Raw genomic sequence first — 14,708 nt, forward strand, 5'->3', positions numbered from 1 at the left:
GCGGGCCGCCAGCCTCGGAGTCGGGCAGCATGCCCGACGCCGTGGACCGGCACCCGCGGGTCCCTCGCCGTCACGTGTCCTTCAGCAGGTCAGGAGTCGTCGCGCGACTCGTCGTCCGCTGCCGTCTCCTCGTCGGTCAGCCCAGCCGTCGGCGCAGGCTCTTCAGCAGCCGCGTCGTCAGCGGTGGTCGGCTCGGCGTCAGGGTCCACTGCCGTTCCGGGCTCGACTGCCGTTCCGGGCTCGACTGCCGTTCCGGGCTCGACTGCCGAGGCCGGAAACTGGTCCTCGTCGGCGACCTCCGGCGCGCCTTCCGTGGACTCGACGTCCGTCAGGACGGTCTCGACGCCCACCGCCTCGACCTCGACCTCGACCGCGGCCTCGGCTTCGGAGAGCGAGACCTCGACCTCGGTGGCGACGTCCGAGGTGACGACCTCCTCGACCGGCGCGGCGCCGTCGTGCTCGTGCTCGTGGGCGTGCGCCGCTGCTGCGGCGATCGTCGCGAGCGTGGCCTTGACGGCCTCACGGGCCTCCGACGTGACCTCGGGCAGGACCGGCACCACGGGAGCCACGGCGACCGGAGCGGTCTCCTTGGTCACGCGCTTGCGGCGCGAGCGCGACCGCGAGCCCTCCGCCTCGGCGGCGGGCTCCTCCGCCACCGGAGCAGCAGCCACCGGGGCGTGCTGGTGCTGGCCGCCGCCGTTGTTCGAGCCGCCCGACTTCTCGATCGGGTCGGTGTGCACGATGAAGCCGCGACCGTTGCAGTGGTCGCAGGTCTCGCTGAACGCCTCGACCAGGCCCTGTCCCACGCGCTTGCGGGTCATCTGGACCAGGCCGAGCGAGGTGACCTCGGCGACCTGGTGCTTGGTCCGGTCGCGGCCCAGGCACTCGACCAGACGACGGAGCACGAGGTCACGGTTGGACTCGAGCACCATGTCGATGAAGTCGATGACGATGATGCCGCCGATGTCGCGCAGGCGGAGCTGGCGGACGATCTCCTCGGCGGCCTCGAGGTTGTTGCGCGTCACGGTCTCCTCGAGCGTGCCACCGGAGCCGGTGAACTTGCCCGTGTTGACGTCGACGACCGTCATGGCTTCGGTGCGGTCGATCACGAGCGACCCGCCCGAGGGCAGCCAGACCTTGCGGTCCATGCCCTTGGCGAGCTGCTCGTCGACGCGGTGCGCCGAGAAGGCGTCCTTCTCCGACGTCCAGCGCGAGACGCGCTCCTTGAGGTCCGGCGCGAGCTCGGCGACGTAGCTCGAGATCTCGTTCCAGGCGTTGTCGCCCGAGACGACGAGCGAGCTGAAGTCGTCGTTGAAGATGTCGCGGACGACACGGATCGCGAGGTCGGGCTCGCCCTGGAGCAGTGCGGGGGCGGAAGCCGACTTCGCCTTCTTCTCGATCGCCTCCCACTGGCCCTGCAGGCGCTCGACGTCGGCGCGCAGCTCGTCCTCGCTCGCACCCTCGGCGGCCGTACGGACGATCACGCCCGAGCCCTCGGGGACGATCTCGCGGAGGATCTTCTTGAGGCGGGCACGCTCGGTGTCCGGTAGCTTGCGCGAGATTCCGGTCATGCCGCCACCGGGCACGAACACGAGGTAGCGGCCGGCGAGCGTGATCTGCGACGTGAGGCGCGCCCCCTTGTGGCCGATCGGGTCCTTGGTGACCTGCACGAGCACGGAGTCGCCCGACTTGAGCGCCTGCTCGATGCGGCGCGGCTGGCCGTCGAGGCCGACCGCGTCCCAGTTGACCTCACCGGCGTACAGGACCGCGTTGCGCCCCTTGCCCACGTCGATGAACGCGGCCTCCATGGAGGGCAGCACGTTCTGGACGCGGCCCAGGTAGACGTTGCCGGCCATCGAGACCTGCGACTGCTGGGAGACGTAGTGCTCGACGAGCACGCCGTCCTCGAGCACCGCGATCTGCGTGCGGCCGTTCTTCTCGCGCACGATCATGGCGCGCTCGACCGACTCGCGGCGGGCGAGGAACTCGGCCTCGGTGATGATCTGGCGGCGGCGGCCCGCGTCGCGGCCCTCGCGACGGCGCTGACGCTTGGCCTCGAGACGCGTCGAGCCCTTGAGCGCGGTGACCTCGTCGGACACGCTGGTGCTGCGCTCGCGCGAGCGGGTGCGGCTCGACGATGACGTCGTCACGGTGACGCCCGCGCTGTCGCCCGACTCGGGGCGGCCACCACGGCGACGGCGGCGACGGCGACGGCTCGAACCGACCCCCTCCTCGCCGTCGTGCTCGTCGGCGTGCTCGTCGTGCTGGTCGTCCGTCTCGGCCGAGGTCTCGACCGCGCCGGTCGTGTCGGTCGCGTCGGCGGAGGGCGACTGCTGCTCGTGCGAGGACTCGTCGTCCCCGTACTCGTCGTCGTCAGCACCTTCCGCGCGCGGCTCCCCGCCGCGCGAACGGCGGCCACGGCCACCGCGGCGGCGGCGACGACGCGGGGCGCCGTCCTCGTCGGTCTCCGTGGCGGGGGCGGGCTCGGCGACCTCGTCGGCCTCGACCACGAGGTCGAGGTCGTCGAGCTCGAGCGCGTCGGCCGGGATCTCGACGCCCTCGGCGACGAGCTCTGCTTCGATCAGCTCGATCTCCTCGACCGCAGCGAGGTCCGCACCCACGAGCACGATCTCCGCAGCGGGCGTGACGGCGGCCGGGGCCGCCTCGGGTGCCGCAGCCGGCGCCGGCTGGGTGGTAGGAGCCGACGAGGCGGCAGCCGACGCAGGAGCGCCCGCACCCCGACGGGCAGAACGGCCGCGGCCGCCGCGGGTACGCGTGGGCGCCTCGGTCCGCTGCTCGGCGGCGGGCTCGGGAGCCTGCTCGGCGACCGGGACCTGGCGAGCGGGCTCGACGCGAGCCGCGGGGGTCTCGACCTGGGCCGCGGGCTCCTCGGGGGTCCGGGCCGACGGCGTGGCGAAGCTGGGCATGGCGTCGGCCGCGAACGGGGACGTCGTGGGCCGCACGACGCGACGCGAGCGGCGGGGCGCAGCGGCCGGGTCGGGGGCCTGGAAGAGCAGCGCGGTCGTCGCGAGGCGGGGTGTCGCGGAACCGCCGCCCGTCGACGCGGTCGACGGCGCGGGAGCGGGCTCAGCGGCAGAGGTCTCGGGGGCCGGAGCGGCCTTGGACACCTTGTTGACCCGGCGCGAGCGGACCTTGGGCGCTGCGGGCTCGGTCGGGGCCTCGACAGCCGGCACCTGCGCGGCCGGAACGTCCACGACCGGGGCCTCTGCCTCGACGGGCGCGGTGGTCGCGGTCTTCGAGGTCGCGCGGCGACGCTTGGCCGGAGCCTTCTCGACCGGCGCGGGCTCGGCCGGCTCCTCGATCGCGGCCGGAGCCTCGACCGGGGCCGCCTCGGCAGCGCTCGAGCGCGTCGCCCGGCGACGGGTGGCGGCCCGCGGCGCAGCGGGCTCCGTGGGAGCAGCATCCTCGGCAGGAGCCGCAACCTCAGGGGCAGGGGTCTCGACGGGAGCCGCGACCTCGGGGACGACGGCCTCCGCGGCGGGCTTGCGGGTCCGACGGGCGCGGGCCGGCTTCTCGACCGGGGCGTCCTGCTCGGGGGCAGGCGCGAGGCCCAGCTCGGACAGCACGTCGAGCACGGGCGCATCGGCGGCGGCGCGTGCCGCGGCGCCGCGCTTGCCGCCGCGGCGCGGGGCTGCGGGAGGTGCGTCCTGCGCCACGGGCGCGGCCGCGGACTTCTCGGTGACGGCCTTCTCGACGGCCACCTTCTCGACGACGGGCTGCGCGGGCGCCTCGGCGACGGGCTTCTCGGCCGGAGCGGCGGGCGCCTCGACCGGAGCGGTGGTGGGTCGCACGACACGGCGTGAGCGGCGCGGCGCGGCCTCGGCCGAGGGCAGCTCGATGCCGAGCGAGCCCGTGGGAGCGGAGGGGTTCACGGGGGCCGGCTGCGCGGGCGTCGTGACGGCGGGGAGGGTGATCTGGGCCGCGGACGGGGCGTCCGGGGTGCCGGGGGCCGCCGTGGTGCGAGTGACCCGTCGTCGGGCCGGCTTCTTGGCGGGTGCTGCGTCCTGACCGTTCGACGAGCTCGTCGTGTCAGGGGTGTTGTCGAGGGTCACGCGATGCGCTCCTGGTACCCCGAAGGATCGCCCCCACATCGTGCGGCCCGTCGGGCGGTTGTCGTCGGCCGGGGCGTGCGCATCACAGCGCTGTCGTCCCCCGCGACGGAAGTCGGCGGTGGCGGCTCGAGCAAGGGCGAGCGGCGGGGGGCGCCTCGCCGTCCGGGCCATTCATCCCGGTCGGCGGCGCTCCGCGAGCCGCGGATCGCGGTTGCGACGAGCACGTACTGGGCCAGTGGGAGATGTGGTCCCCCCGGCTTGGTCAAGTATCGCACAGCCGAGGTCGATCAGATGGGCAGGTACAGGGTCGGGTGCCGTGTCGTCCAGAGGACCAAGGTCCCGATCCGGACCTTGTGAAGGTTCTCACAAACTGTCGTTTCCCGAGAGTTTTGGCGCCTCCCTGCCTCGCCGATGGTGCAGATTGGTCATAGCGTCAGGAGTACGACTGCTGACCCTGCCCTGAGCTCACCCTCAGAATCCCCCGGTAGCCCCCAGGAAACCCCCCAGGAGCGTTTGTGGACGTCCTCGATCTCGCGAGGTGGCAGTTCGCCATCACGACCGTCTACCACTTCATCTTCGTGCCGCTGACGATCGGGCTCGCCCCCCTCGTCGCCATCATGCAGACCGCATGGGTCCGCACGGGGAACGAGCGGTGGCTCAAGCTCACCAAGTTCTTCGGCAAGCTCCTCCTCATCAACTTCGCGATCGGCGTCGTGACGGGGATCGTGCAGGAGTTCCAGTTCGGCATGAACTGGAGCGAGTACTCACGCTTCGTCGGAGACGTCTTCGGTGCCCCGCTCGCCATGGAGGCGCTCGCCGCGTTCTTCATCGAGTCGACGTTCCTCGGTCTGTGGATCTTCGGCTGGGACCGCCTGTCCAAGCGCGTGCACCTCGCGTGCATCTGGGCCGTCGCGATCGCCGTGAACCTCTCCGCGTTCTTCATCCTCGCGGCCAACTCGTGGATGCAGCACCCGGTCGGGACGATCTACAACCCCGAGACCGGCCGCGCCGAGATGAACGACATCGGTGCGGTGCTCACCAACAACACCCTGTGGGCCGCGTTCCCGCACACCGTGACCGCGGCGTTCCTCACCGCGGGCACGTTCGTGGCGGGCATCGCCGCCTGGTGGATGGTCCGCCTGGTGCGCACCAAGAAGGCCGAGAACATCGAGCTCGCCCGCAACGTCTACCGGCCGGCGATCACGCTCGGCGTCATCACCATGATCATCGCGGGCCTCGGCGTCGCGGTCAGCGGTGACTTCCAGGCCAAGCTCATGTTCCAGCAGCAGCCCATGAAGATGGCGGCCGCCGAGGCGCTGTGCGAGAGCTCGCCCGACGGGGCCCCGTTCTCCATCCTCGCGATCGGCGACCTGTCCGACTCGTGCGAGGGCGTCAACCACATCCTCGAGATCCCCGGCATGACCTCGTTCCTCGCCAAGGGCAGCTTCACGGCCCCGCTGCCGGGCGTCGACGAGGTCCAGCAGTCCATGACCGAGCGCTACGGCGACGTCACCGCGGACGGCGAGCCGGTCAACTACTCCCCCAACCTCGGCCTGACCTACTGGAGCTTCCGCCTCATGATCGGGTTCGCGGTCGGCTCGATCGCGCTCTCGCTCATGGCCCTGTGGCTCACCCGCAAGGGCAAGGTCACCGACAACAAGTGGTTCGCCCGCGTCGGGATCTGGGCCATCCCCATGCCGTTCATCGCGTCGTCGTTCGGCTGGATCTTCACCGAGACCGGGCGTCAGCCGTGGGTCGTGGCCCCCAACCCGTCAGGGATCGACTCGATCCGCCTGCTCACCGAGCGCGGCGTGTCCACGGTCGTCGGCCCCGGCGTCGTGCTGACCTCCATGATCGTCTTCACGCTCGTGTACGGGGCCCTCGCGGTCGTCTGGTTCAAGCTCATCCACCGGTACACGGTCGAGGGCGTGCCGGACGTCGTGCACGACGACTCCCCCGAGGCGCGCGCCAAGGGCGACCCCGACGACCCGGACTCGACCGACGAGTCCGAACGCCCCCTGTCCTTCGCGTACTGACGCGCTCTGACGGCTCAAGGAGACCCAGTACTCATGGAACTCACCATTCTCTGGTTCGTGCTCATCGCGATCCTGTGGATCGGCTACCTGGTCCTCGAAGGATTCGACTTCGGCGTCGGCATGCTCATGCCGATCCTGTCCCGCAACAAGGACAAGGCCAAGCAGGACACCGAGCGCCGGCTCATCATCAACACGATCGGCCCGGTCTGGGACGGCAACGAGGTCTGGCTCATCACGGCGGGTGGCGCGACGTTCGCGGCGTTCCCCGAGTGGTACGCGACGTTGTTCTCGGGCTTCTACATCCCGCTGCTGCTGATCCTTCTCGCCTTGATCGTGCGCGGCGTCGCGTTCGAGTACCGCGGCAAGATCAACGACGACCGCTGGCGGGCGCGCTGCGACCAGGCGATCATCTTCGGTTCGTGGATCCCCGCGATCCTGTGGGGCGTCGCGTTCGCCAACCTCGTCCGCGGTGTCGAGCTCGACGCGGCGCACCAGTACGTGGGCGGCTTCTGGGCCCTGCTCAACCCCTTCGCGCTCCTCGGCGGGCTCACGACGCTCGTGCTGTTCCTCCTGCACGGTGCGGTCTTCATCGCCCTCAAGACCGACGGCGAGGTGCGGGTCAAGGCCCGCCGCCTGGCCGGGTACTTCTCGGTCGCCGCGGTCGTCGTGGCCGGCGGCTGGGCCGTGTGGGCCCAGGTCGCCTACTCGGTGCCGTGGACGTGGGCTGCGGTCGTCGTCGCGGCGCTCGCCCTGGTCGGCGTCGTGATCGCCAACGCCAAGGCGCGCGAGGGCTGGGCGTTCCTGTTCTCCGCGCTCGCGATCCTCGCGGCGACCGTCCTGATCTTCGGGTCCATGTACCCCGACGTGATGCCGGCCCACGACCCCGCGAACTCGCTGAACATCGACAACGCGTCCTCGACGCAGTACACGCTGACGGTCATGACCTGGGTCGCCGTGATCCTGGTCCCGGTCGTCCTGCTCTACCAGTCGTGGACCTACTGGGTGTTCCGCCGCCGCCTGTCGACCAAGGACATCCCGCCGCCCATCGGCCTCTCGCTCAAGAAGATCAAGGACGCCGCGTTCGGCGGTCCGTCGTCGGGCAGCGCCAGGTCCCTCGACCTGACCCCCGCCGAGGACGAGAAGGACACCGGGACGGGCGCGGCGCCGTCGGGCTCGGGGAAGCGCGGTCCCGGGGACACCTCCGCGTGAAGCCCCTCGATCCACGGCTCCTGCGCCAGGCGCGGGCGGCCCGCGGGTACGTCGTGCTCACGGCGGTGCTCGGCCTCGTGACGGCCGGGCTCGTCGTGGCACAGGCGCTGCTCATCGCGAGCGTCCTTGCCCCCGCGATCCAGGGCGACCTCTCGCTGACCGACGTCGGCACTCCCCTCACGCTGCTCGCTGCGGTCGTGGTGGTGCGCGCCGGGGTCGCGTGGGCGCAGGAGCGGTTCGCGCTCAAGGCTGCGACCAAGACGGTCGCAGAGCTCCGCGAGCAGGTCGTCAGCCATGCGGTGGCCCTGGGCCCCCGCTGGCTGGCGACCGGCCGCGGGCCCGCGGTCGCGACGCTCGCGACGCGCGGGCTCGACGACCTCGAGCCGTACATGGTCAGGTACCTGCCCCAGCTCCTGCTCGCGGCGACCGTGACCCCCGCGACCCTCGCGGTCGTCCTGGGGCTCGACTGGATCTCCGCGATCATCATCGCGGTCACGATCCCCCTCATCCCGGTCTTCATGATCCTCGTGGGCCAGCTCACCGCCGGGACGTCCGAGCGGCGCCTCAAGGTCATGCAGCGCCTCGGTTCCCAGGTGCTCGACCTCATGGCCGGCCTGCCCACGCTGCGGGCCTTCGGCCGCGAGCACGGGCCCGAGAAGCGCGTCAGGGCGCTCGGCGACGCCAACCGGCGCGCCACCATGGGGACCCTGCGCGTCGCGTTCCTGTCGGGCATGGTCCTCGAGCTGCTCACGACCCTGTCGGTCGCGCTCGTCGCGGTCGGGATCGGCTTGCGCCTGGTGTACGGCGAGGTCGGGCTCGAGCCCGCGCTCGCCGTGCTGGTGCTGGCCCCCGAGGTCTACCTGCCGCTGCGGCAGGTCGGCATGCACTTCCACGCCTCGACCGACGGGATCGCCGCGGCCAACCAGGCGTTCGAGGTGCTCGACGAGCCGTTGCGGCCCGTCGGCACGACGCCCGCCCCCGCCCTGGCCGGCGCCCGGATCACGTTCGAGGGCGTGAGCGTGCGCGCGGGAGACCGCGACGTGCTCGCCCCAGCGGCGCTCACGACGACCTTCGGCTCCGCTGCCGGCGAGGCGGGCTCCGCGACGGACGCTCCGTCGTCGGGCACCGTGGTGGCCCTGACCGGGCCCAGCGGGTCCGGCAAGACGACCACTGCGCTGGTGCTGCTCGGGCTGCTCGCCCCCGACGCCGGGCGCGTCGTGGTGACCCCGCGCGAGGGCGATCCCGTCGACCTCGCCGAGATCGACCCGACCACGTGGTGGCCGCAGGTCGCGTGGGTGCCGCAGCGCCCCACGCTCACCCCGGGCACGGTGCGCGACGTCGTGCTCGACGGCCGCGAGGTCCCCGACGACGAGCTCGCCGACGCCGCACGGCTCTCGGGGCTCGACGCCGTGCTCGACGTCCTGCCCGAGGGCTGGGCGACCCCGATCGGCCAGGGCGGCGTGGGCCTCAGCGTGGGCCAGCGCCAGCGCGTGGCCCTGACCGCAGCACTGCTGGGCGACCCCGCTCGCGTGCCGCTCGTGGTGCTCGACGAACCCACGGCGCACCTCGACGCGCGCGGCGAGCGCGCCGTGCTCGACGCCGTCCGGGCCTGGCGCGACCAGGGACGCACGGTCGTCGTGGTCGCGCACCGCACGAGCCTGGTCGAGCTCGCCGACCAGGTCGTCGTGGTCTCGTCGGCCGCGCTCCCCCCGGCTCCCCGCGCCGCTGCCGACGACGCCGCCTCGTCCTCACCCACCTCGTCTGGAGCCGTCGCATGAGCGCCCTCGACACGTCCCGCGACTCACCCGTCCATGACGCCGGCACGGCCGACGGCGCGGGCGTCGATCCCCTGTGGCGCGCGGTGCGGCTCCTCGACGTGAGCTGGGGACGCGCCGCGCGCGCGATCGGGCTGGGCTCGCTCGCGCTGGCCAGCTCTGTCGGGCTCGCGGCCGTCGCGGCGTGGCTCATCGCGCGCGCCTCGCAGATGCCGCCCGTGCTCCAGCTCTCGGTCGCGACCGTGGCCGTGCGCGCGTTCGGCATCTCGCGCGGGGTGTTCCGCTACCTCGAGCGGCTGGCCTCGCACGACGTCGCGCTGCGCGGCATGGCCTCGCTCCGCGCCAACGTGTACACCTCGCTGGCCTCCGGGCGTACAGCCGCGGTCGCGGGTGTCCGTCGCGGCGACCTGCTCGCGCGCGTGGGCGCCGACGTCGACTCGGTGGGCGACGTCGTCGTGCGCGCGATCATCCCCGCGGGCGTGGCCCTCGTGGTGTCCGCCGGTTCGGTGATCCTGGTCGGGGTGTTCCTGCCCTCGGCCGGCGTCGCCCTGTTCCTGTGCCTGCTGCTCGCGGGCGTCCTGGGGCCGTGGCTCTCGGCGCGGGCCGCGCGCCGTACCGAGGAGCGCGGGGCGGCCGCCCGCGCCGAGATGACGTCCACGGTGCTCGAGACGCTCGAGGGCTCGGGACCGCTCACGGTCTCGGGGCGGCTCTCCCAGCGCATGGACGCGCTGCGCCGCTCCGACCGCGAGCTCGCGGCCGTGACGGACTCGGGAGCCCGGACCTCGGGGACGGCCGCCGCGATCAACAACGTGTCGATCGGGCTCGCGGTGCTCGCGTCACTGCTGCTCGGCATCCCCGCCGTCGCCGCGGGGACCCTGGCCCCGGTCGAGCTCGCCGTGATCGTCCTGACCCCGCTCGCGGTGTTCGAGGCCGCCGGGGTCCTGCCCGCCGCGGCCGTGCAGATGCACCGCTCACGCCAGGCCGCACGCCGCATCATGGAGCTGCTCGACGCGGCGGCCGGGACCGAGGTGCGCGCTGAGGACGACGGGACCACCGGGCCCACCGCGGTCTCTGCCACGAGCCCCGGTCGCGCCGAGCTGTCAGAAGCACACCGGGCCGTCCCCCGGGCCACGTCTGACACCTCGGAAGCCGTGGACCCCACCCCCGAGATCACCGTGGCGGACGCCGCGTGCGGCTGGAACGGCCGCGCGGCCGTGACGGGGATCGACCTCGCGGTCCGCCCCGGTCGGGCGGTCGCGATCGTGGGACCGTCGGGCGTCGGCAAGACGACCCTGCTCATGACGGCCGCGGGGCTCATCCCGCAGGTCGCGGGGCGTGTGAGCCTCGACGGCTCGCCGGTCTCGTCCTTCGCACCCGACGACGTCGCCCAGCAGGTGGTCTTCGTCGCCGAGGACGGGCACGTCTTCGACACCACGCTGCTCGAGAACCTGCGCGTCGCGCGCGGCGACGTCACGCCGGACGAGGCCGAGGCCGCCCTGGTCGAGGTCGGGCTCGGCGAGTGGCTCGCGGGCCTGCCCGACGGCGTCGGCACGATCCTCGGCCCGGACGCGACGACCATCTCGGGCGGGGAGCGCCGTCGGCTCCTCGTGGCGCGGGCCCTGCTGGCCCCCGCTCCCCTGCTGCTCGTCGACGAGCCCGCCGAGCACCTCGACCCGGCGACCGCCGACGAGCTGCTCACCCACCTCGTGGAGACCAGCCGGACGGGTGGGCGCGGCGTGGTCGTCGCGACGCACCGGCTCTCGGCGCTCGCCGCGGTCGACGAGGTGCTGCTGCTCGGCCGGACCGACGACGCGAGCCCCGAGAGCCCCGCGACCGTGGTCGCCCGCGGCACCCACGCGGAGCTGCTCGCGCACGACGAGGGCTACCGCTGGGCGCTCGCGCAGGAGGCCGCGGTCTGACACGCGGACCCGAGGCGGGTCGGGCAGGCGAGCCGGCCGGCCCGACCCGCCTCGGGTGCGCGACCCGTCAGCCCAGCCGGGACAGGAACAGCGCCTCGCCCACCGCGAGCTGCTCGATCTCGCTCGGCGCGACCGACTCGTTGGGCGCGTGGATGAGGCACGCGGGCTCCTCGACACCGAGCAGGACGATCTGAGCGTCCGGGTACTCGGAGGCGAGCACGTTGCACAGCGGGATCGACCCGCCCTGACCGGCCGTGACGGTCTCCTTGCCGAACGCGTCCGCCAGCGCACGCGAGAGCGTGTCGAAGACGTGACCGTCGGTCCGGGCCTGGAACGGCTGCCCGACGGCGTCGCGCGTCGTCGTGACCTTGACGCCCCAGGGCGCGTGGTTCTCCAGGTGGGCCACGAGCTTGTCCTGGAGGTCCTGCGCGTCCGCCCCCGGTGGGACCCGCAGGTTCAGGCGGGCCGCCGCCCGCGGCTGGATCGCGGCGGCCGAGCCGACGACGTTCGGCGCGTCGATCCCCAGGATCGTGACCGCGGGGCGCGACCACAGCTGGTCGGAGACGCGTCCCGACCCCAGGAGCCGGGTTCCCTCGAGCATCCCCGCGTCGCTCCGGAACTGGTCCGGGTCGTAGTCGACCCCCGGCCACGTCGCGTCGGCGATCTCCGGCGGGATGCCGTCGATCGTCGTGTTCCCCGCGTCGTCGCGCAACGAGGACAGGATGTGGACGAGGGCAGCGAGCGCGTCGGGCGCCGCTCCCCCGAACATGCCCGAGTGGATCTCGCCCTCGAGCGCCTCGACCGTCACGACGACGTTGGTCGCGCCACGCAGCGACACCGTGAGCGTGGGGAGGCCGAGGGTCGCGTTGCCCGTGTCGGCGATGAGGATCGCGTCGGCGGCCAGCTCCCCCGGGTGAGCCTCGACGTACTGGTCCAGCCCGCCGGTGCCCTGCTCCTCGGAGCCCTCGATCACGATCCGGATGCCGACCGGGAAGTCGTCGCCACCGAGCGCCCGCAGAGCGCGCAACGCCGTGAGGTGCGTGACGATGTTGCCCTTGCAGTCGGCCGACCCGCGTCCGTACAGGCGCCCGTCGCGCTCGGTGAGCTCGAACGGCGGCGTGAGCCACGCGGCGTCGTCGAGCGGGGGTTGCACATCGTAGTGCGAGTAGAGGAGCACCGTGGGGGCTCCGGGTGGGCCGGGACGGTAGCCCAGGACCACGTTCGACCCGTCGGGAGTCTCGACCAGGCGGGCGTCGGCGATCCCCTCGGCACGGAAGGCGTCCGCGACCCAGTGCGCGGCGCGCTCGCAGTCCTCGCGCGGGAAGAGCCGTTCGTCGGCGACCGACGGGATCGCGACGAGCGTCCGCAGGTCGTCGAGCGCTCGAGGCAGCAACGAGGCCACCTGTGCCTGGACGGGAGCGAGGTCCAACGGTGTGCTGCTCACGATTCCTCCGGGGTGGTCGTGTTCTCGTCGAGGTTGAGGGAGTCGACATAGGCGTCGAAGTCGTCGAGCTGCTCGGGGCAGTAGACCTCGATCACGAAGCGGTCCCCCTGGAGGCGTCGCTCGTCGACGAGCGACGGCCTGCTGCCAGGACCCGTGGCCCCGTTCGTGGACCCGAGGTTCGCGGTCGCCTTCACCAGGGCTGCCGGGTCGGTGCAGAAGCCGCCGCCGTCGGCGCCCAGCACGGCCACGATCTGGTCCTCGTCGAAGGCGGTGATCCCGATCTCCTCGAACTTGGCGTGCAGCTCGGCAGCCCGCTGCTCGGCGAGCTCGCGGTCCTGCGCTGCGTGGTAGTTGTTGTACAGCACCGCCATGAGGACTCCTACGGCGACGGCCAGGATCGCGGCCGCGGTGTAGACGATCCACCGCCGGTTGTCGTCCGGCTCGTCCTCGTGCTGCGGCAGCCCGTCGGGGCCGTTCGTCGTCGACGTCGTGGTCATGTCACGCTTCCTCCGGTCCGCCCGCGGGGGCATCGACGAGCGGCTCCTCCGGTCCTCCGACGTTGGCCGGGTTCTTCCAGTGCGGCTTGCGCAGGAGGTAGAAGAGCGCGGGCACCAGGATCCCGACGACGCCCAGGCCACCACCCACGATCAGCAGGTAGACCCCTGCGCTACCGCTCGAGAACTGTGCGGGTGGCACGAAGCCGATGATCATGGCCGCGACCGACGCGAGGAACCCGACCGTGCACAGCAGCGTGAGCGCCGGTGCGCGATACCCGCGCGGGTGGTCGGGCTTGTTGCGCCGCAACCGGACCGCCGCCACGAAGAGCAGGAGGTACATGATCAGGTACACCTGCGTCGTGATGACCGACAGGATCCAGTAGGAGCTCGACACGTCGGGGATGAACGCGTAGAGCAGGGCGATCACCGTGGTCACGAGGCCCTGGGACACCAGGATGTTCTGCTGGACGCCGTGCTTGTTGAGCTTCTGCAGGAAGGGCGGCAGGTACCCCTCCTCGCGGGCCACGGTCAGCAGGCCCTTGGACGGACCGGCGAGCCAGGTCAGCATGCCGCCGAGCGAGGCCGCGATGAGCATCAGACCCAGGATCGGGGTCAGCCAGCTCACACCGAAGTTCGCGAAGAACGCGTCGAAGGCCTGCATGACGCCGGCCGTGAGGCTGAGCTGGTCGGCCGGGATGACCCAGCTGATCGCGAGCGCCGGGAGGATGAAGATGACCAGCACGAGGCCGATCGCGAGGAACATCGAGCGGGGGAACTCCTTGGCCGGCTTGCGCAGGCTCGTCACGTGCACGGCGTTCATCTCCATGCCCGCGTACGACAGGAAGTTGTTGACGATGAGCACGAGCGACGCGATGCCCGTCCACTGCGGCAGCAGGTGCGAGGCGTCCATGGGGGCGGCAGAGGTGTTGCCCTGCCCGAGGAACACGAGCCCCAGGACGACGAGCAGCGCACCGGGCACCAGGGTCCCGATGACGAGCCCGAAGCTCGACAGTCCCGCGACCGCCTTGGTGCCCTGCGACGACACCCAGACCCCGGTCCAGAACAGGACCACGATGACGATCGCGACGTACACCCCGTTGCTCGCGAGCGAGGGGTTGATGACGTACGCGAACGTGCTCGCCACGTACCCGAGGAGACTCGGGTAGTAGAAGATCGTCATGGCGAACTGGCACCAGATCGCCAGGAAGCCCGCGGGCTTCGAGATGCCGTCCGCGACCCAGCGGTACACGCCTCCCGACCAGCCGGACGCGAGCTCGGCCGAGACGAGCGACGTCGGGAGCAGGAACACGAGCGCCGGGACGATGTAGAGGAACACCGCGGCCAGCCCGTAGACCGCCATGGTCGGCGCGGCGCGCAGGCTCGCGACCGACGAGGTGATCATGAACGCGAGCATCAGCCACGTGATGTAGTTCTTGGGGGTCCTGGCGGTGATCGCCGCGCGCATCTCCTCGCGGGTGGGCGGGGCACCGCGGCTCTCGGACGTGACCGACGAGGGCGTCCCTGAACCGCCCGACTCCGCTGTGGGTGAGGCCATCATTCCTCCGTGCCGCCGAGACCCCCCTGGACGGACGGGTCGCCGAGAACCGCTCGAACGTGCCAGACGTTGCGAACATATCGCCCGGCACGGGTTTGCGCTCCCGGAACGGGCCGGCCCCGCGAACACCCGCGACACGCCGGGACGGTCGGGCGTGTCGCGCTGGTAGCGTCGACGCGTCAGCCGCCCGGGAGTCCCGG

General features: G+C 72.3%; 8 protein-coding genes. 4 read left to right on the top strand and 4 right to left on the bottom strand.

Annotation, left to right across the window (positions count from 1 at the left end; genetic code table 11):
• Positions 1–89: 89 nt before the first annotated feature.
• On the bottom strand, positions 90–4,073 hold the full coding sequence (locus tag ACFWGN_RS04595) for an Rne/Rng family ribonuclease (protein WP_377615891.1): 3,984 nt from the start codon (positions 4,071–4,073) through the stop codon (positions 90–92).
• Between the two features lie 515 nt (positions 4,074–4,588).
• On the opposite strand from ACFWGN_RS04595, the gene ACFWGN_RS04600 reads away from it, so the two are divergent.
• The 4 genes from ACFWGN_RS04600 to cydC are packed head-to-tail and all read left to right on the top strand — an operon-like array spanning position 4,589 to position 11,012.
• Positions 4,589–6,109 (top strand): cytochrome ubiquinol oxidase subunit I, encoded by a 1,521-nt coding sequence (locus tag ACFWGN_RS04600; protein WP_377615892.1) that lies wholly within the window; start codon positions 4,589–4,591, stop codon positions 6,107–6,109.
• Between the two features lie 33 nt (positions 6,110–6,142).
• Positions 6,143–7,318, top strand: coding sequence for a cytochrome d ubiquinol oxidase subunit II (gene cydB / locus ACFWGN_RS04605; RefSeq protein WP_377615893.1), 1,176 nt, complete (start codon positions 6,143–6,145; stop codon positions 7,316–7,318).
• Positions 7,315–9,096, top strand: coding sequence for a thiol reductant ABC exporter subunit CydD (gene cydD / locus ACFWGN_RS04610; RefSeq protein ID WP_377615894.1), 1,782 nt, complete (start codon positions 7,315–7,317; stop codon positions 9,094–9,096). Before cydB ends, cydD begins: the two co-directional genes overlap by 4 nt.
• Positions 9,093–11,012: a thiol reductant ABC exporter subunit CydC gene (gene cydC / locus ACFWGN_RS04615; RefSeq protein WP_377615896.1), complete on the top strand. Its 1,920-nt coding sequence runs from the start codon at positions 9,093–9,095 to the stop codon at positions 11,010–11,012. The genes cydD and cydC overlap by 4 nt, the downstream gene beginning before the upstream one ends.
• A gap of 67 nt (positions 11,013–11,079) precedes the next feature.
• Here cydC and ACFWGN_RS04620 read toward each other — a convergent pair whose 3' ends face one another.
• Genes ACFWGN_RS04620 through ACFWGN_RS04630 form a run of 3 tightly spaced genes read right to left on the bottom strand, consistent with a single transcriptional unit; the run spans position 11,080 to position 14,508 of the window.
• Positions 11,080–12,456 carry a dipeptidase gene (locus tag ACFWGN_RS04620; RefSeq protein WP_377615897.1) on the bottom strand — a complete coding sequence of 459 codons (1,377 nt, stop codon included), beginning with the start codon at positions 12,454–12,456 and terminating at the stop codon, positions 11,080–11,082.
• Entirely contained in the window at positions 12,453–12,953 is a 501-nt protein-coding gene (locus ACFWGN_RS04625; RefSeq protein WP_377615898.1) for a hypothetical protein, read from the bottom strand. Before ACFWGN_RS04625 ends, ACFWGN_RS04620 begins: the two co-directional genes overlap by 4 nt.
• 1 nt (position 12,954) lies before the next feature.
• Positions 12,955–14,508 (bottom strand): APC family permease, encoded by a 1,554-nt coding sequence (locus ACFWGN_RS04630; RefSeq protein WP_377615899.1) that lies wholly within the window; start codon positions 14,506–14,508, stop codon positions 12,955–12,957.
• Between the last annotated feature and the right edge of the window lie 200 nt (positions 14,509–14,708).

The sequence above is a fragment of the Oerskovia sp. NPDC060338 genome (assembly GCF_042726295.1).
Classification (GTDB): Bacteria; Actinomycetota; Actinomycetes; order Actinomycetales; family Cellulomonadaceae; genus Oerskovia; species Oerskovia merdavium.

Excerpts from the sequence above, each read along its gene's own strand:
- cydC (WP_377615896.1), top strand. The coding sequence starts at position 9,093 with ATGAGCGCCCTCGACACGTCCCGCGACTCACCCGTCCATGACGCCGGC.
- ACFWGN_RS04625 (WP_377615898.1), bottom strand. The coding sequence starts at position 12,953 with ATGACCACGACGTCGACGACGAACGGCCCCGACGGGCTGCCGCAGCAC.
- ACFWGN_RS04630 (WP_377615899.1), bottom strand. The coding sequence starts at position 14,508 with ATGGCCTCACCCACAGCGGAGTCGGGCGGTTCAGGGACGCCCTCGTCG.
- cydB (WP_377615893.1), top strand. The coding sequence starts at position 6,143 with ATGGAACTCACCATTCTCTGGTTCGTGCTCATCGCGATCCTGTGGATC.